This is a genomic window from Piscinibacter sp. XHJ-5 (genome assembly GCF_029855045.1).
In the GTDB taxonomy this organism is placed as follows: Bacteria; Pseudomonadota; Gammaproteobacteria; order Burkholderiales; family Burkholderiaceae_C; genus Albitalea.
Genome location: NZ_CP123228.1, coordinates 1388769 through 1404519, shown reverse-complemented (window position 1 = coordinate 1404519; position 15751 = coordinate 1388769). Strand labels below are relative to the sequence as shown.

General features: G+C 69.9%; 15 protein-coding genes. 3 read left to right on the top strand and 12 right to left on the bottom strand.

Annotated elements, in window-relative coordinates:
- Positions 1-2: 2 nt before the first annotated feature.
- The 3 genes from P7V53_RS06690 to P7V53_RS06680 all read right to left on the bottom strand — a co-directional run bounded on the left by P7V53_RS06690 (position 3) and on the right by P7V53_RS06680 (position 3050).
- The gene (locus tag P7V53_RS06690; RefSeq protein ID WP_280154704.1) at positions 3-1673 is read right to left on the bottom strand and encodes an AAA family ATPase; all 1671 of its coding nucleotides are present in this window, start codon (positions 1671-1673) and stop codon (positions 3-5) included.
- A 161-nt stretch (positions 1674-1834) separates the two neighbouring features.
- Complete coding sequence (locus P7V53_RS06685; RefSeq protein ID WP_280156451.1) at positions 1835-2572, bottom strand: Mut7-C RNAse domain-containing protein; 738 nt, start codon at positions 2570-2572, stop codon at positions 1835-1837.
- Between the two features lies 1 nt (position 2573).
- Positions 2574-3050 carry a YbaK/EbsC family protein gene (locus P7V53_RS06680; protein ID WP_280154703.1) on the bottom strand — a complete coding sequence of 159 codons (477 nt, stop codon included), beginning with the start codon at positions 3048-3050 and terminating at the stop codon, positions 2574-2576.
- Positions 3051-3190: 140 nt separating this feature from the next.
- Here P7V53_RS06680 and P7V53_RS06675 point away from each other — a divergent pair, with 140 nt between their 5' ends.
- The gene (locus tag P7V53_RS06675; protein ID WP_280154702.1) at positions 3191-4021 is read left to right on the top strand and encodes an urease accessory protein UreD; all 831 of its coding nucleotides are present in this window, start codon (positions 3191-3193) and stop codon (positions 4019-4021) included.
- A 1-nt stretch (position 4022) separates the two neighbouring features.
- Here P7V53_RS06675 and P7V53_RS06670 read toward each other — a convergent pair whose 3' ends face one another.
- Both P7V53_RS06670 and P7V53_RS06665 read right to left on the bottom strand, forming a co-directional pair.
- Complete coding sequence (locus tag P7V53_RS06670) at positions 4023-4394, bottom strand: hypothetical protein (RefSeq protein WP_280154701.1); 372 nt, start codon at positions 4392-4394, stop codon at positions 4023-4025.
- Positions 4395-4533: 139 nt separating this feature from the next.
- A complete protein-coding gene (locus P7V53_RS06665; protein ID WP_280154700.1) occupies positions 4534-5667 on the bottom strand; it encodes a DJ-1/PfpI family protein in 1134 nt (377 codons plus the stop codon).
- A 192-nt stretch (positions 5668-5859) separates the two neighbouring features.
- On the opposite strand from P7V53_RS06665, the gene P7V53_RS06660 reads away from it, so the two are divergent.
- The gene (locus P7V53_RS06660; RefSeq protein WP_280154699.1) at positions 5860-7401 is read left to right on the top strand and encodes a hypothetical protein; all 1542 of its coding nucleotides are present in this window, start codon (positions 5860-5862) and stop codon (positions 7399-7401) included.
- 37 nt (positions 7402-7438) lie between these two features.
- Here the strand turns inward: P7V53_RS06660 and urtE are convergent, their stop codons facing one another.
- The 6 genes from urtE to P7V53_RS06630 all read right to left on the bottom strand — a co-directional run bounded on the left by urtE (position 7439) and on the right by P7V53_RS06630 (position 13951).
- Entirely contained in the window at positions 7439-8131 is a 693-nt protein-coding gene (gene urtE, locus P7V53_RS06655) for an urea ABC transporter ATP-binding subunit UrtE (protein ID WP_280154698.1), read from the bottom strand.
- A gap of 7 nt (positions 8132-8138) precedes the next feature.
- Positions 8139-9026: an urea ABC transporter ATP-binding protein UrtD gene (gene urtD, locus P7V53_RS06650; protein WP_280154697.1), complete on the bottom strand. Its 888-nt coding sequence runs from the start codon at positions 9024-9026 to the stop codon at positions 8139-8141.
- Entirely contained in the window at positions 9023-10081 is a 1059-nt protein-coding gene (gene urtC / locus P7V53_RS06645) for an urea ABC transporter permease subunit UrtC (RefSeq protein WP_348273463.1), read from the bottom strand. The genes urtD and urtC overlap by 4 nt, the downstream gene beginning before the upstream one ends.
- Positions 10082-10176: 95 nt before the next feature.
- Positions 10177-11733 carry an urea ABC transporter permease subunit UrtB gene (urtB, locus tag P7V53_RS06640; protein ID WP_280154695.1) on the bottom strand — a complete coding sequence of 519 codons (1557 nt, stop codon included), beginning with the start codon at positions 11731-11733 and terminating at the stop codon, positions 10177-10179.
- A 191-nt stretch (positions 11734-11924) separates the two neighbouring features.
- Positions 11925-13196 carry an urea ABC transporter substrate-binding protein gene (gene urtA / locus P7V53_RS06635; protein WP_280154694.1) on the bottom strand — a complete coding sequence of 424 codons (1272 nt, stop codon included), beginning with the start codon at positions 13194-13196 and terminating at the stop codon, positions 11925-11927.
- A 113-nt stretch (positions 13197-13309) separates the two neighbouring features.
- Positions 13310-13951, bottom strand: a complete 642-nt coding sequence (locus P7V53_RS06630) for a hypothetical protein (protein ID WP_280154693.1) — start codon at positions 13949-13951, stop codon at positions 13310-13312.
- Positions 13952-14060: 109 nt separating this feature from the next.
- Between P7V53_RS06630 and P7V53_RS06625 the strand changes: the two genes are divergently transcribed.
- Positions 14061-15176, top strand: a complete 1116-nt coding sequence (locus tag P7V53_RS06625; RefSeq protein WP_280154692.1) for a PAS domain-containing sensor histidine kinase — start codon at positions 14061-14063, stop codon at positions 15174-15176.
- 3 nt (positions 15177-15179) lie between these two features.
- On the opposite strand, the gene P7V53_RS06620 is transcribed toward P7V53_RS06625, so the two are convergent.
- Positions 15180-15659 (bottom strand): pilin, encoded by a 480-nt coding sequence (locus P7V53_RS06620; RefSeq protein WP_280154691.1) that lies wholly within the window; start codon positions 15657-15659, stop codon positions 15180-15182.
- Positions 15660-15751: the final 92 nt, after the last annotated feature.

The following is a 15751-nucleotide window of genomic DNA, read 5'->3' as shown; positions in this document are numbered from 1 at the left end:
CGTTATCTCTCAGTCGCGAGGCGCGGTTCGTCGACGCCGGTCGCACGGTTGAGCTGCATGAAGGTCATGGGGCCGGCAAGGCCGTCGGCCTCGAGACCCTGCGAGAGCTGGAAGGCGTGGATGCGTGACTTGAGCGTCGCATCCATCGGCTGCCGGCCCGCCGGACGGGCCTCGCCGCGCAGCGCGGCAAGCTTCACCGCGAGCCAGTCGACGACGGCGCTCGTCTCGCCTTCCGCCGGACGCTGGCCGTACCCGGGCGGCGCCCGCCAGAAGGTCGCGAAATCGCCGCGCCAGCTGTCCGCCAGAACCGTGAGCGGCACCGTCTGCACCGCATCGCCCATGCGCAGCGTGGCATTGGTGGCCGTGAGGCCTGTCAGCAGCGCGTGGCCGGGCTTGCCCTGCTCGTCATGCACCGTCACGAAGCCGGGGCGGCCCAGTTGGCGGATCAGCGCCAGGTTGATGGCCGGGCTGCGAAAGCACTGCAGCTGCTGCTTCTGCGCCGCCTGGCAGGGATCGCCGTCGCCGAGCTGCACCTTCCAGGCCTGCGCCAGCTCGCGCCACGCATCCTTCTCGCTGCGGATCAGCGAAGCCGGCCGCGCCGGCGCATCGGCGACGGTTGCCGACGCGGCCTTCGCGGCGGCCGGCGCGGAGGCGGCCTTGGCGACGGCCGATGCCTGCGCGGCTGCGGACGCCGGGGCGGAGGCGGCCTGCGCCACCGTGGCCGGCGCGCCGGGCCGCCGCCAGCCGTCGAGTGCCCACGACAGCGCGGCGAACAGGGCGGCGCCGGCGGCCACGCCGCTGCCGACCATCGCGGCGCGACGCCAGCGCGCCGCCGCCGGCGCGGCGCTTTCCTTCGGACCGAACACTTCGGTGGCGGCCTTGTCGACGATCGCGAGGTCGACACGCTGCAGGCCGCCGGCATAGGCGCCGAGCAGCGCACGGTCGCACAGCAGGTTGATGCGCCGCGGCACGCCGCGCGACAGGCGGTGGATGCGCTGCAGCGCGTTGCGCTCGAACGGGAGGGCGCGGCGCAGGCCGGCGACGCCGAGCCGGTGGCGGATGTAGGCCTCGGTCTCGGCTTCGGACAGCGCCTCGAGATGGAAGCGCGCGATGACGCGCTGCGCAAGCTGCTCCAGCTCGGGCCGCGACAACATGTCGCGCAGCTCGGGCTGGCCGATGAGAATGATCTGCAGCAGCTTGCGCTCGCTGGTCTCCAGGTTGGTCAGCAGGCGCAGCTGCTCCAGCACGTCGGCCGACAGGTTCTGGGCTTCGTCGATGATCAGCACGTTGTTCTGCCCGACGGCATGCGTCTTCAGCAGGTACTGGTTCAGCGCGTCGACGTAGTCCTTGACCGTCGGCACGCCCGGGCCGGGGTGCTCGTACGGGATGCGGAACTCCTCGCAGACGGAGCTGAGGAGCTCCTCGACGGTCAGCTTGGGGTTGAAGATGTAGGCGACGTTGCAGCGGCGCGGGATCTGCTCGAGGAAGCAGCGGCACACGGTGGTCTTGCCGGCGCCGATCTCGCCCGACAGCAGCACGAAGCCACCGCCGCCGTTCACGCCGTACAGCAGGTGCGCCAGTGCCTCGCGATGGCGCTCGCTCATGAAGAGGTAGCGCGGATCCGGCGCGATGGAGAACGGCTCCTGCTTGAGGCCGAAGAATTTGGCGTACATGGAAGCTTATGTGGCGCGCGTCAGCGACCGGATGCACTTCCTCTCCCGCTTGCGGGAGAGGAGTCGGATATCGCCGCTCGTCATGACTGGCAGCGTCCTCGTTCAATACCGGGGTGGGCAAGTCTATCGTTCGTCGGCAGGCTCGCCGGGCCCACCACCCACTACAGAAAAAATTCGCCCAACGCGGCCCGCATGCGCCGGAAGTGATCCCCCGGCCAATAGATTCGATCACACGCGGCGCAACGTCGGAACTGGGTTTGCCCTCGTGCCACCGCGGGCGGCAGCCGGTCCAGCACCGCCGCCTTGTCCACTGCCTGCAGCGGCACGTTGCAGCACAGGCAGCGCGTGAACGGCCGCGCCTTGCCGCCGAGCTGCAGCCGCTCGACGATCTCGCGCAGCTGCTCCGGCGGCTTCAGTGCATGCACGTAGCAGCCGTGGGTGACGTCGCGGCAGATGAGCAGTTGCCGGTCGCGCGTGAGGATGGTTCGGTGCTCGGCGGCCGCCCGCCGGCGGATCTCGTCGTCCGGCAAGTGGTTGTCGTAGAGCGTGTCGAAGCCCAGCATCCGCAGCCGCCGCGCCAGGCCGCCGAGCTGCGCGTCGGCAATGAAGCGCGGGTCGCGCAGCGGCTCGGGCCGCACGCGCAGCAGCGGTGTGATGTCGAACGCCTCGAACACCGGGTACACCGCGATGCGGTCGCCGTCGCGCACGCGGTAGCCGAAGTCGACCGAGTCGCCGTTCGCGACGATCAGCTCCACCTCGGTGTGCGGCACGCCCACCGACTCGATGGCGTTCTTCACCGTCGCCGCTTCGGCACAGGCGAGCTCGAACTCGCGCTTGCGACGAGGCGGCGCCAGAAAGTCGTTCAGCTCCTCGAAGAACCGAAAGACAGCAAGAGCCAGCTCAATGCTCCGTGCGGCAGAAGTGCCCGTGGCGCGCGTGCGCCATGAGCTCGCTGAACTGGCCGCGCGACATGTGCAGCAGCTGCTCGTGGTCTCCGCTCTCGACGTAGATGTCGGCGTTGCGCACCAGCTCGTCGTCGACAGCGGTCTCCACGCCGTACGCCATGCCGAAGGCCGGCACGGCGCCGGGGTCGCAGTCCTTGAACAGCTCGCGCAGCGTCGACTCCTCGCACAAGCGCAGGTTGGAGCGGCCCAGCATGCGCGCCAGCGCGCTCAAGCGCACCCGGCTGTCCGCAGGCACGACCGCCATGACGCAGCCGTCGTCATCCTCCAGCATCACCGACTTGGCCAGCAGCCGCTCCGGCACGTGCGCGACGCGCGCGGTCTCGGCGCTGGTGCGGCTGTGCGGATGCGCACAGACGTCGTAGTGCGCGCCGCTTTCCTTCAGGAAGTTCGACAGGGTGGGCGAGATCGACATGACGGCCTCCGGTCAGAAGAGATGCAACAGGCAGCGCCACCGGCACCGCGGGCGCCGGTGGCCCGAAAACAGTTTGCTCCTTCCGCGCGCACGGCGCCAGCGCCGGCCCCTACACTCGCGGCTCCATTCAACGACGACCCATGGGCTGGCTCGGCCGACTCGATCTGCACTACCGACGCGAAGGCGAGCGTACCCGGCTGCACGACCGGCATCGCGGCCCGCTGCGCGTGCTGCAAAGCCTCTATCCGGAAGCGCCGGCCGTGTGCCACAACGTGCTGGTGCACCCGCCCGGCGGCATCGTCGGCGGCGACGTGCTGGAGATTGCGGCCGAGCTCGAAGACGGTGCCCACGCGCTGCTCACCACCCCCGGCGCGGCGCGCTTCTACCGCAGCGCCGGCGACGAAGCACGGCAGTCGGCCATCGCGCGCGTGGGCGCCGGTGCCCGGCTCGAGTGGCTGCCGCTGGAAACCATCTGCCACCGCGGCGCGCGTGGCAGCAACCACCTGCGCTTCGAGCTCGCACCCGGCGCCGAGATGATCGGCTGGGACCTGCTGGCGCTCGGCCTGCCCGCCAGCGGCGAAGCCTTCGACCACGGGCGCTTCGTGCAGCACATCGAGCTGCCGGGCACCTGGCTGGAGCGCGGCATCGTCGACGGCGCCGACACGCGGCTGCTGCGCTCGCCGCTCGGCTGGGCCGCTCACGCGGTCAGCGGAACGATGTGGCTGGCCGCCGGAGTGGCGCTCGACGCGCCGCGCCGCGAAGCGCTGCTCGATGGCACGCGCGAACTCGTCGCCGCCGACCCCTTGGCCCGCACCGCCGGAGCGACCGCGCCCAGCGAGCGCGTCGTCGTGCTGCGCGTGCTGGCGCCGCGGGTCGAGCCGATGATGAAGCTGATGGTGGCGGTGTGGAAGCGCTGGCGCCAGACCGCATGGCAGCTGGCGCCATGCGCGCCGCGCATCTGGAGCTCTTGATTTACCGGGAGGCGCCCGACGCCGGGTAAGGGGTGCCGCTGCGCAGCCGGTCGGCCATGCGTCCGGTCGGCGCGCACGGATCGTCGGCCCGGGTCGGCGCGACGGTCCCCGCACCGCCGGCGGCGCCGGTGCCCGAGGTGTTGACCTGTCGATCGGTGGGCCCGGTGGGCGGCACGACCGGCGGGTTGGGCCGGCGCGCCACCGGCTGCTCGGGGCAGTCCAGCGGATTCGCCGCGCGGGGTGAGGACACACCGACCGAAGGCGCCGGCACGTCGTGGCGCATGCTGCCCGCCTTCGGGTCGGAGGCGCCGCCGAACACCAGGCTCGCGGCCGCCGCGCCGATGATGGCCATCGCGATGCTGGGCTTGTCCATGGCAGATCTCTTTCCAAGGTGACGGCCGCTTACCGTCACCCCAGGATCAGCAATCGACGTGCCTCGCGTCGAAATGCGGCATGGGTGTCGATCGCCGAACGGCCGGCGCCATCAGGGACCCGGACCTGCGAAGCACGGGTCAACCCGCGCAGGCGCCAGCTGCTTGCGGATACTCCATCTCCAGCATGACCCGGTCGCGCGCCGACGTGCCGTAGCGCTCGCCGATCTCGCACAGCGTGCGGTCCAGCTGCTGCACCGGCTTGAGTGCCGGCACCAGGGGCAGGCGCGGCAACGCCTGCGCAGCAGGCTGCGCCACCGGCACCAGCCCGCTGCGCAGGGTCACCGGCCGCGCGGCCGTGGCTTCGACATCGACGCGGCCGGTGCGCGACCAGGCATCGGCGGCCAGGGCGAGGGCCACGTCGTCCATGCCGTCACGCACGTCGACGCTCCAGCGCTCGCGGCGCCAGAACGTCGCCTTGTTCAGCACATAGCCCAGTGCCCGCCCGGCATCGAGGGCGAACGGGGTGCTGTCGTGCACGGGGGTCCATGAGGCCACGCCGAGCTCGGCCGCCAAGGCCTGCGCCCTGTCGCGGCCGCCGATGGCCTCGACCAGCGCCAGCATGGTCGGCACCGAGGCGGTGATGCCGGTGGTGGTGGCGACATCGCGATCCACCACGTAGCGCTGATGCGGCACATAGGTGCCGCTCGGATGGCGATCGAGCAGCTTGCCGCGGTAGTACCAGTGGCTCGCGAAACGGCGGCCGTCGAGCAGTCCGGCCCGCCCCACCACCAGCCCGCCGACGCACACGCCGATGACCCGTGCGCCGCGCTGCGCCTGTCGTCGCAGCCAGGCCGTGACCGCGGGATCGTCGTCATCACGCATGGCCGGCACGATCACGTAGTCGGCGCCGGAAGGATGGATCTGCTCGAACGCGGCGAAGTCCTGCGCGCCGTCGATCTGCAGCGCGGGATACAGCACCACCCGTCCGGCGCGCGGCGCGACCACGCGCAGCTCGGCCACCCCGGCCCGCTGCAGCACCGCATGCGGCAGCAGCAGGTCGGTCATCTCGGTGCCTTCGTTCAAGGCGAGCACCGCGACCACCGGCCGCCCGGCCCGGCGCGGCTTCAGGGCTTCGACGAAGGCCTGCTGCTGCCGCTCGTTCGCGGCCTCATCGTGGGGTACGGGCGGCAGCGGCGCGCCTCCTCCGCAGCCGGCGAGACCCGAGGCTGCTGCAACAGCTGCCGCCATCAGCGCCCGACTCCATCCGAACATGGCCGCCCCTCGAAGACTGCGAGTCACCGAGCCTACGAAAAGCCAACTGCCCCCGCAAGGATGAGGCAGCCGCCGACCTCCGTGCCGCGTCGCTGGGATCGCTCCCACCCTGCGAACGTGGGACGTCGATGGATCGAAATGCCGTCCGATTCCGATAGCTGGGGTGTCCACCACTTCGAAAGAACCGACACCATGGCTTCGATCCACCCCGCCACCTGCTCCGCGACCACCGGCCTGCCGCCCACAACATCGTGCGACGTCCCGGCCGATGGCGCCCCCACAGCCGATGCGGCCCCGGCCGGGCTCGAAGGCGGCGCGGGCCAACGCGACCCCTGGGCCGAGATGGCGCTGCACGACCTGCACCCGGCGGTGCAGTCGCTCACCCGATCGACGGACGCCGCCGAGCCGTTCTCGTTCGGGCCCGACATCGCCCACGCGGACGCCCGTCATCCCGCGGGTGCCGGGACGCCGCTGTACAACGCCCCGCAGGTGCCCGGCGGCACGCGTGCGCAGGCACCGGCAGTGGCGGCGCCGCCGCCGGTGCCCGCGCCGATCGACCTGCGGCGCATGGAAGCCATGAACACGACGGTGCAGAACTTCAACGTGCGCGCCAGCGTGCTGCCCGAGGCGGATCTGCGCGCGACGCAGCGCAGCTTCAAGGCCGCCACCGAAGCGCTGCGCCGCGGCGACTACAAGGCTGCCGAGCAGGAGCTGAAGAAGCTCGGCTTCCCGCTGCCGGCGCCGGGCGGCCGCGGCCAGCCCTCGCAGCAGGCGGTGATCACCGCGCACATGCTGGGCGCGACGACGCACGGCACGCGCGAACGCTGGAGCGTCGACCTGACGTGGGGCGCGCGGGGCAACCAGGCCGTCAACGACCTCGACGGCTTCGCCGCGAACGCGCGCATGGTGAATCGCGTCTCGTGGCTGTCCGGCGGCGTGGCCAACCCGCCCACCGAAGCCCAGGCGATGCGCTACATGAAGGCCTATGGCCGCCCTATGTTCATCCAGCCGCCCCACCCTCATCGCATCATGCAGGCGGCCAGCGAGATCACGAACGGCTCCATCGTGCACTACAGCGCGGCCGGCGCAAGCGATCCGCGCTACGGCGCCAACCCGCAGCCGCATGCGTTCTATCGCGACCGGCAGGGCCAGGTGCACGAGTTCGATTCGCTGGCCGATGCCCGCGCAGCCGCGCGCGCCGGCGATCCCCCGATGCGGCGCGGCACGCAGATCACCGTCATGGATGCACGGTCACCCGACGCTTGGAGCGACATCACCTCGCAGGGCTCGCGCGCCGGCCGCCACATCGGCGACTGCGAAAGCAAGCTCTACCTGCAGACCCGCCTGCTCACGCAGGCCGGCTTCAAGTCGCTGGGCAGCGTGGATGTGCAGCCTCGCAGCGGCAGCATCGGTCACATGCTCGGGGTGTTCCAGGCACGCGACGGCTCGGTGTGGGTCACCTCGAACGAGGACTACCGCCGCGTGCCGGGCAGTGGCCCCAAGGGCGCCGTCACCCAGGCCGACGTGGACGCCGTGCTGCGCGACATGACCGCCGACGTCTATCACATCCAGCCCGACATCCACGGCGTGCGCGACACGAGCCACCTGATCTTCTCGGCCGCGGCCACGCGCAACCTCAGCGGCCCCGACGCGGCCGTCGCTTCGCTGCGCCGCGCCACCGAGCTGGGGCTGATGGGCATGAGCGATGCGCTCATCCCGCCGCCGGCGCCTTAGACGTGGTGCGGAAGAGCGCGGCGCTCTCCCAAGGCACCTAGATCGACATGCGCTGCCGCACGCCGTCGATCGTCATGTCCTTTCCGCGTCCGCTCTGCACGACCTCGCCGCGCTCCATCACCAGGTACTGGTCGGCGAGCTCGGCCGCGAAGTCGTAGTACTGCTCCACCAGCACGATGGCCATCGTCTTGCGGTCGGCGAGCATGCGGATCACGCGGCCGATGTCCTTGATGATGCTCGGCTGGATGCCCTCGGTGGGCTCGTCGAGGATCAGCAGCTTGGGGCCCGCGGCGAGGGCGCGGGCGATGGCCAGCTGCTGCTGCTGTCCGCCGGACAGGTCGCCGCCGCGGCGATGGAGCATCTGCTTGAGCACCGGGAACAGCTCGAACAGCTCGGCCGGGATGGCCGTGCTCCCCGGCTTGTAGGCCAGGCCCATGCGCAGGTTCTCCTCGACGGTCAGGCGGCCGAAGATCTCGCGGCCCTGCGGCACGTAGCCGATGCCGCGGCGCACGCGCTCGTACGGCGTGTCGCGCGTGATGTCGGCGCCGTCGAGGCGGATGGTGCCGGTCTTCACCGGGACGACGCCCATCAGGCTCTTCAGCAGCGTGGTCTTGCCGACGCCGTTGCGGCCCAGCACGACCGTCACCTGGCCGAGCTCCGCGTCGAATCCGACGTTGCGCAGGATGTGCGAACCGCCGTAATACTGGTTGATGCCGTTGACCTTGAGCATGCCCGTCTCACCTTCCGAGATAGACCTCGACCACCTTCTCGTTCGCCTGCACCTCCACCAGCGAGCCCTCCGCCAGCACGCTGCCCTCGTGCAGCACCGTCACCTTCTTCGACGGATCGTCGTGCGTCAGCGCGTGGATGAACTTCATGTCGTGCTCGACGACGACCAGCGAGTGATTGCCCTGCAGCGAGCGGAACAGCTCGGCGGTGCGATCGGTCTCCTCGTCGGTCATGCCGGCCACCGGCTCGTCGAGCAGCAGCAGCTTGGGATCCTGCATCAGCAGCATGCCGATCTCCAGCCACTGCTTCTGGCCGTGCGACAGCGCGCCGGCGGTGCGCTGCGCACTGTCCTTCAGGTGGATGAGTTCCAGCATCGCGCCGATGCGGTCGAGCTGCTCGCCCGAGAGCCGGAAGAACATGGCCGCCTTCACGCCCCGGTCGTCCTTCAACGCGAGCTCGAGGTTCTGGAACACCGACAGGTGCTCGAACACGGTCGGCTTCTGGAACTTGCGGCCGATGCCGATCGACGCGATCTGGTTCTCGCGCAGGCGCAGCAGGTCGATGGTGGAGCCGAAGAACGCCTTGCCCGCGTCGGGCCGCGTCTTGCCGGTGATCACGTCCATCATCGTGGTCTTGCCGGCGCCGTTCGGGCCGATGATGCAGCGCAGCTCGCCGGCGCCTATCCACAGCGACAGCGCATCGAGCGCCTTGAAGCCGTCGAAGCTGACCGTGATCTCGTCGAGGTAGAGGATGGGTCCGTGCCGCGTGTCGACCTCGCCCTCGTGCACGACGTGGCCGTAGCTGGCCGAGCGGCCGCCCGAGCTGCCCGGGTTGGCCTTCTTCGCTTCCATGGCAGCGCGCACGCGCGCGCCGGCTTCCATCAGGTCGGGCGTCATGCGCGCGGCTCCTGCTTGCGGCGAGTGAGCAGCCCGATGATTCCCTGCGGAAGGAACAGCGTCACCGCGATGAACAGCGCGCCGAGGAAGTACAGCCAGAACTCCGGGAACGCCTGCGTGAACCAGCTCTTCGCGCCGTTGACGAAGAAGGCGCCGACGATGGGCCCGACCAGCGAGGCGCGCCCGCCCACCGCGGTCCAGATGGCGATCTCGATGCTGGCTGCCGGAGACATCTCGCTCGGGTTGATGATGCCCACCTGGGGCACGTAGAGCGCGCCCGCGATGCCGCACATCACCGCCGAGATCACCCAGATGGTGAGCTTGTAGCGCAGCGGGTCGTAGCCGGTGAACATGACGCGCGACTCGGCGTCGCGGATGGCCTGCAGCACGCGGCCGAACTTGCTGGCCACCAGCCAGCGCGCGAACAGGAAGAAGCCGATCAGCGTGAGCCCGGTCAGCACGAACAGCACCATGCGCGTCGACGGCCTGGCGATGGCGACGCCGAGGATTCGCTTGAAGTCGGTGAAGCCGTTGTTGCCGCCGAAGCCGGTCTCGTTGCGGAAGAACAGCAGCATCGTCGCGAACGTCATCGCCTGCGTGATGATGGAGAAGTACACGCCCTTGATTCGCGAGCGGAATGCGAAGTAGCCGAACACGAAGGCCAGAAGGCCGGGCACGAGCACGATCAGCAGCAGCGTCGCGGCGAAGCTGTCGCTGACCGACCAGTGCCACGGCAGCGTCTTCCAGTCGAGGAACACCATGAAATCGGGCAGCTCGCTCTGGTAGTTGCCGTCGCGGCCGATCTGGCGCATGAGGTACATGCCCATGGCGTACCCGCCGAGCGCGAAGAACACGCCGTGACCCAGCGACAGGATGCCGGTGTAGCCCCATATCAGGTCCATCGCCAGCGCGCAGATCGCGTAGCACATGATCTTGCCGATCAGCGCGACGGCGTAGTCGCTCAAGTGCAGCGGGTGGCCGATGGGGACGAGCAGGTTGAGCACGGGCGCGAGCACCGTCACGGCGATCAGCGCAGCGAGGACTCCCGCCCTCACCCCGGCCCTCTCCCGCCAGCGGGAGAGGGCGTAGGGCGCCCTCGCTCCGGACACGGGGGAGAGGGTCGGGGGGAGGGGTCGGTTCGGCAAGGCGCTCATGCTTCGGCGCTCCGGCCCTTCATCGCGAAGAGTCCTTGCGGACGCTTCTGGATGAACACGACGATGAAGACGAGCACCATGATCTTCGCGAGCACCGCGCCCTGCCACCCTTCGAGCAGCTTGTTGAGCACGCCGAGTCCGAGGGCCGCGTAGACCGTGCCGGCGAGCTGGCCGACGCCGCCGAGCACGACCACCATGAACGAGTCGACGATGTAGCCCTGCCCGAGGTCGGGACCCACATTGCCCACCTGCGAGAGCGCGCAGCCCGCGAGCCCCGCGATCCCCGAGCCGAGTGCGAAGGCATAGGTGTCGACCTTGGCCGTGTCCACGCCCATGCAGGCGGCCATCGGCCGGTTCTGCGTCACGCCGCGCACGAACAGCCCGAGCCGCGTGCGCGCCACCATGAAGGCCAGCCCCGCCAGCACCAGCGCGGCGAAGACGATGATCGCGATGCGGTTGAACGGCAGGGTCAGGTTGGACAGCGCCTGCACGCCGCCGGACAGCCAGCCCGGGTTCTCGACCTGCACGTTCTGCGCGCCGAACGCGGAGCGCACCGCCTGCATCAGCACCAGGCTGATGCCCCAGGTGGCCAGCAGGGTCTCCAGCGGGCGGCCGTACAGGAAGCGGATCACGCTGCGCTCCATCGCGGCGCCGACCAGGCCCGCGGCGAGGAAGGCGGCCGGGATCGCCGCGACGATGTACCAGTCGAACAGGCCCGGCAGCCAGGCCTTGAAGAGGTTCTGCACGACGTAGGTCGCGTAGGCGCCGATCATCATCAGCTCGCCGTGCGCCATGTTGATCACGCCCATCAGCCCGTAGGTGATGGCGAGGCCGAGCGCCACGAGCAGCAGCACCGAGCCCAGGCTCACGCCGGTGAACGCGACGCCGAGGCGCTCTCCCCACGCGAGCCGCGACTCGATGGCCGACAGCGCGAGCTTCAGCTGGGTGCGCACCTCGGGCTCGGTTTCGGCATCGGGCTTCAGCCGCTCGAGCAGCAGCGTCTTCGTCGCCGGCTCGCGGCTGTCGGCCAGCGACTTCGCGGCCTCGAGGCGCTTGGCCTTGTCGCTGCCGGAGATCAGCACTGCCGCGCGGAGCAGGCCGAGCTGCGCCTTGAGCCCGGCATCGCTTTCGGCGGCATAGGCCTTGTCGATGAGCGGCAGGCGGCCTTCGTCGGCCGCGCCGCCGAGCTCGCGGATGGCCGCGGCACGCTGCGACACATCGGGCGAGAGCAGCTTCAGCGAGGCGAGCGCGGCCTCGATCTCGCCGCGCATGCGATTGCTGTTGACGATGTCTTCCGCATCGGGCGGCAGCGTCGCGGGTGCACCGGTGGCCGCGTCGGTGGCCTTGTCGTCGCGCACGACGAACACACGGTCGCCGGCCGTCTTGACGGCGTCGTCGAGCAGGGCCTGGAAGAAGGCGGGGGCCCGCGGATCGCCGCTGGCGGCCACCTTGGCGATGGCTTCGGCACGGGCGTCGTTGTCGCCGGTGGCCATGGCGCGCACCTGGTCGGGCGTCAGCGCGTGGGCCGCCAAGGGCAGCACCACGGCGAGCATTGCGAAAACAGATCGGAGTGAAGTGGAGAGCATGAAGTCAGCCGACCTCCGTGCGGGCTGAGGTATCGAAGCGCCTGCCACGGCTCGTGCAGGCACGTCGATACCTCAGTGCGAACGGACGATTGAGCGGTACGAACAAGCGATGGGCAACGCAAGGGCGCCGTCGCCCCGGGGGCGACGGCGCCACAGGCTTACTTCTTCTCCGGCTCGTCCTTCTTCTTGTCGTTGCCGTCGATGTACGGACTCCACGGCTTGGCCTTCACCGGCGCCGGGGTCTTCCACACGACGTTGAACTGCCCATCGGCCTTGACCTCGCCGATGAACACCGGCTTGTGCAGGTGATGGTTCTTCGCGTCCATCGTCGACGTGAAGCCGCCCGGCGCCTGGAAGGTCTGGCCGGCCATCGCGGCGACGACCTTGTCGGTGTCGGTGCTCTTGGCCTTCTCGACCGCCTGCTTCCACATGTGGATGCCGATGTAGGTCGCTTCCATCGGATCGTTGGTCAGCGGCTTGTCGGCGCCCGGCAGCTTCTTCGCCTTGGCGTAGTCGGCCCACTTCTTCTTGAACGCTTCATTGGCCGGGTTCTTGAGGCTCATGAAGTAGTTCCAGGCCGCCAGGTGGCCGACCAGCGGCTTGGTGTCGACGCCGCGCAGCTCTTCCTCGCCGACGGAGAACGCCACGACGGGGACGTCCTTGGCCTTGAGGCCCTGGTTGCCGAGCTCCTTGTAGAAGGGCACGTTGGAGTCGCCGTTGATCGTCGAGATGACGGCGGTCTTGCCGCCGGCGGCGAACTTCTTGATGTCGGCGACGATGGTCTGGTAGTCGCTGTGGCCGAACGGCGTGTACTTCTCGTCGATGTCGCTGTCCTTCACGCCCTTGCTCTTCAGGAAGGCGCGCAGGATCTTGTTGGTGGTGCGCGGATAGACGTAGTCGGTGCCGAGCAGCACGAAGCGCTTGGCGCCGCCGCCGTCCTTGCTCATCAGGTACTCGACCGCGGGGATGGCCTGCTGGTTGGGCGCCGCGCCGGTGTAGAAGACGTTCTTGCTCAGCTCCTCGCCCTCGTACTGCACCGGGTAGAACAGCAGCCCGTTCAGCTCCTCGACGACGGGCAGCACCGACTTGCGCGACACGCTGGTCCAGCAGCCGAACATCACGGCCACCTTGTCCTGCGTGATGAGCTGCTTCGCCTTCTCGGCGAACAGCGGCCAGTTGGAGGCCGGGTCGACGACCACCGGCTCGAGCTTCTTGCCCATGACGCCGCCCTTGGCGTTGATCTCGTCGATGGTCATCAGCGCGACGTCCTTCAGGACCGTCTCGGAGATCGCCATCGTGCCCGACAGCGAGTGCAGGATGCCGACCTTGATGGTGTCGGCGGCGACGGCGTGGCCGCCGAAGCTCAGGGCGCCGACGGCCAGTCCGACGGCGGTGAGGGTCTTCGCGAACGAACGACGGGTGTGTGACATGAACAGGCGCTCCTTGGAATGAGTCTTCCAGCCCTTCCTGGGATGGACGGACGCAGGTTACGGAGCACGCGCCGGCGCCGGAATACGCCACTTGGCGTAGGGCGCCCGACTGTCTAGTGCGTGTCGATCACGTCGCAGGGCGCGGCGTTCGGCGGGCGTTTCGCGTTGCACTCGGCCAGCGCGCGGTCCATGGCCTCGTCGATCGAAGCGCTGTTGCCGCGCCATCCCCAGCCGCCGCCGGCCGACACCGCGAAGGCCTTGTGCGCCGGGGCCGCGGTATACGCGCGAAAGGGAAGCTGCGCATCGGGCAGCAGCCCCTTGGCCGTCGTCTCGAGTTCGGGCGTCAGCACGGGCACGCCCTGGACCCGCTCGGCGCCCGGACGCAGCATCAGCACGGCGACGACGGCTGCTGAGGCACCCAGCCCGGCGAGTGCGGTGAGCAGGACGAGCCGCCTGCGGCGAGCTCCCACGGTGGCGGTGGCACGCCGTCCCGCCGCCGGGGCGCGGCCAGCGGCGGCCGCCTCGCTCATCGGCTCGATGTGGACGAGCGCGCCGAGCTTCGCGAGCCGGCGCGCATAGCGCTCGGCGTCCTCGCGCGCCAGCCGTCGCTTGAGCACGGTGCGCTTGCCGGCGAAGAGCCTGGCCGCCCGCCGATCGTCGAGCTTGAGCAGGCGCGCGACCTCGCGCTGGACCGCGTCGGGCTCGAAGCCGCGCAGGACCTCGCCGAAGTAGACCAGCTGAACGGGTGATTCCATGAGAGAGCGCCGGCGCGGCTCGACACGCGAGAGAGAAATTATCCGCAACCGGGATGCCCTTGGGGCGCCTGCGCAGCTACGATGTACAGCCTTCCCTCACTCCTGAGTCATGCAGCGCCTTGCCCAGAGCGACTCCCTCGCGTGGCTGCAGCACGTGGTCGAGCACACCCGCGACTACGCCATCGTGATCACAGACGCCCGCGGCGCGGTAATCGATTGGCTGGGCGCTGCCGAGACGGTGCTGGGCTACACGGCCGACGAAGCGATCGGCCAGCCGCTGGCCATCATCTTCACGCCGGAGGACCGCGCCGCCGGCGCGCACTTCAACGAAATGGAGACGGCGCGCCGGACCGGCCGCTCGGAGGACGACCGCTGGCATCTGCGCAAGAGCGGCGTGCGCTTCTGGAGCAGCGGCATCCTGCAGCCGGTGCGCGCCGTCGACGGCACGCTGGTCGGCTACTGCAAGATCCTGCGCGATCGCACCGACGTCCGCACGCAGATCGAATCGCTGCAGCACCGCACCGATGCCTTGGCCGGCGAGCTCCAGCGCCGCAGCGAGTTCATGGTGCGGCTGGGGCACGAGCTGCGCAATCCGCTGGCGGCCATCCGTGCGGCGGGCTACACCATCCAGCGCATCGGCGATCCGGCGGTGCAGCGTCCGTGCGAAGTGCTGGAGCGCCAGGTGTCCGTGCTGGTGCGGCTGCTCGACGACCTGGCCGAGGCGACGCGGGCCGACGCCCGCATCGCGCGCGTGATCCCGCAGCCCGTCGTGCTGCACGACGCCGTGCAGCTCGCCGTCGCGGCCGTGCAGCAGGCGGTCGATGCGAAGAAGCAGCAGCTGTCGGTCATCGTGCCCGATGTGCCCATCGTCTTCGAAGCGGACCCGGCGCGGCTGCAGCAGATGCTCACCAACCTGCTCACCAACGCGAGCAAGTTCACGCCCCTCGGCGGCCACGTGTCGATCAGCGCGACCACCGACGCCTCGGCGGTGGTGATCCACGTCGAGGACAACGGCGTCGGCATCCCGCCCGACGTTCTGCCGCACATCTTCGAGTTGTTCACGCGCTCGTCGACCACCGCATCCATGGCCGACGGGCTCGGCGTGGGCCTCGCCGTGGTGAAGGAGCTGGCGACGCTGCACGGCGGCGGCATCGAGGCGCGCAGCGGCGCGCAAGGCGGCAGCGTCTTCACCTTGCGGCTGCCGCTGCAGCAGCGGCGCGAGTAGCGCTCAGCGGCAGTTCGACGGCAGGAACTTCGCGTCGAGGTCGGTCCGGTCGATGCCCTTCGAGCTCATCTTGTCGGGGGTGCTGGCATGCCCGCAGACCCACGACACGGGCACGACCGGCGCATCGTCCACCACCGCCGGACGCAAGGTGAGCCGGCGGCCCCTGATCGCGGCGCTCGCCTGGTTGCCGAACGTCAGGTGAATGGCCCCGCCCTCCACGGACACGGAACTGACCCAGGTGCTGACGATCTTGTCGGCCGACGGCAAGCCGGCGGCTTCGTTGTCGGCGGGCAGCTCCCGCTTGACCGCCCAGGCCTGGGCCACCGGCGCCTTCGCCACATCGGCCAGCTTCGCCGCCTCGACGACCTGGTCGCGCACCAGCTTGATGTGAATGCTGGGCGTGGCCATCGCCGCCAGGACCACCAGGATGGCCAGCACCACCATCACTTCGATCAGCGTGAAGCCACGGTCGGGTCGATTCATCGGGCGGTCGGGAGTCGGGGTGGCGCGATTGTCCAGGATGGCAGCGCGTGTAACGCCGGTCTTGTCATTCGCCGCTGCGGCACGATCTTGGG

Bases quoted from the DNA above. Each gene is read 5' to 3' on its own strand.
- urtA (WP_280154694.1), bottom strand. From the start codon at position 13,196: ATGTCACACACCCGTCGTTCGTTCGCGAAGACCCTCACCGCCGTCGGA.
- P7V53_RS06680 (WP_280154703.1), bottom strand. From the start codon at position 3,050: ATGTCGATCTCGCCCACCCTGTCGAACTTCCTGAAGGAAAGCGGCGCG.
- P7V53_RS06620 (WP_280154691.1), bottom strand. From the start codon at position 15,659: ATGAATCGACCCGACCGTGGCTTCACGCTGATCGAAGTGATGGTGGTG.
- P7V53_RS06690 (WP_280154704.1), bottom strand. From the start codon at position 1,673: ATGTACGCCAAATTCTTCGGCCTCAAGCAGGAGCCGTTCTCCATCGCG.
- P7V53_RS06660 (WP_280154699.1), top strand. From the start codon at position 5,860: ATGGCTTCGATCCACCCCGCCACCTGCTCCGCGACCACCGGCCTGCCG.
- P7V53_RS06675 (WP_280154702.1), top strand. From the start codon at position 3,191: ATGGGCTGGCTCGGCCGACTCGATCTGCACTACCGACGCGAAGGCGAG.
- P7V53_RS06665 (WP_280154700.1), bottom strand. From the start codon at position 5,667: ATGTTCGGATGGAGTCGGGCGCTGATGGCGGCAGCTGTTGCAGCAGCC.
- urtB (WP_280154695.1), bottom strand. From the start codon at position 11,733: ATGCTCGCCGTGGTGCTGCCCTTGGCGGCCCACGCGCTGACGCCCGAC.
- P7V53_RS06625 (WP_280154692.1), top strand. From the start codon at position 14,061: ATGCAGCGCCTTGCCCAGAGCGACTCCCTCGCGTGGCTGCAGCACGTG.
- urtD (WP_280154697.1), bottom strand. From the start codon at position 9,026: ATGACGCCCGACCTGATGGAAGCCGGCGCGCGCGTGCGCGCTGCCATG.
- P7V53_RS06630 (WP_280154693.1), bottom strand. From the start codon at position 13,951: ATGGAATCACCCGTTCAGCTGGTCTACTTCGGCGAGGTCCTGCGCGGC.
- urtE (WP_280154698.1), bottom strand. From the start codon at position 8,131: ATGCTCAAGGTCAACGGCATCAACCAGTATTACGGCGGTTCGCACATC.
- P7V53_RS06670 (WP_280154701.1), bottom strand. From the start codon at position 4,394: ATGGACAAGCCCAGCATCGCGATGGCCATCATCGGCGCGGCGGCCGCG.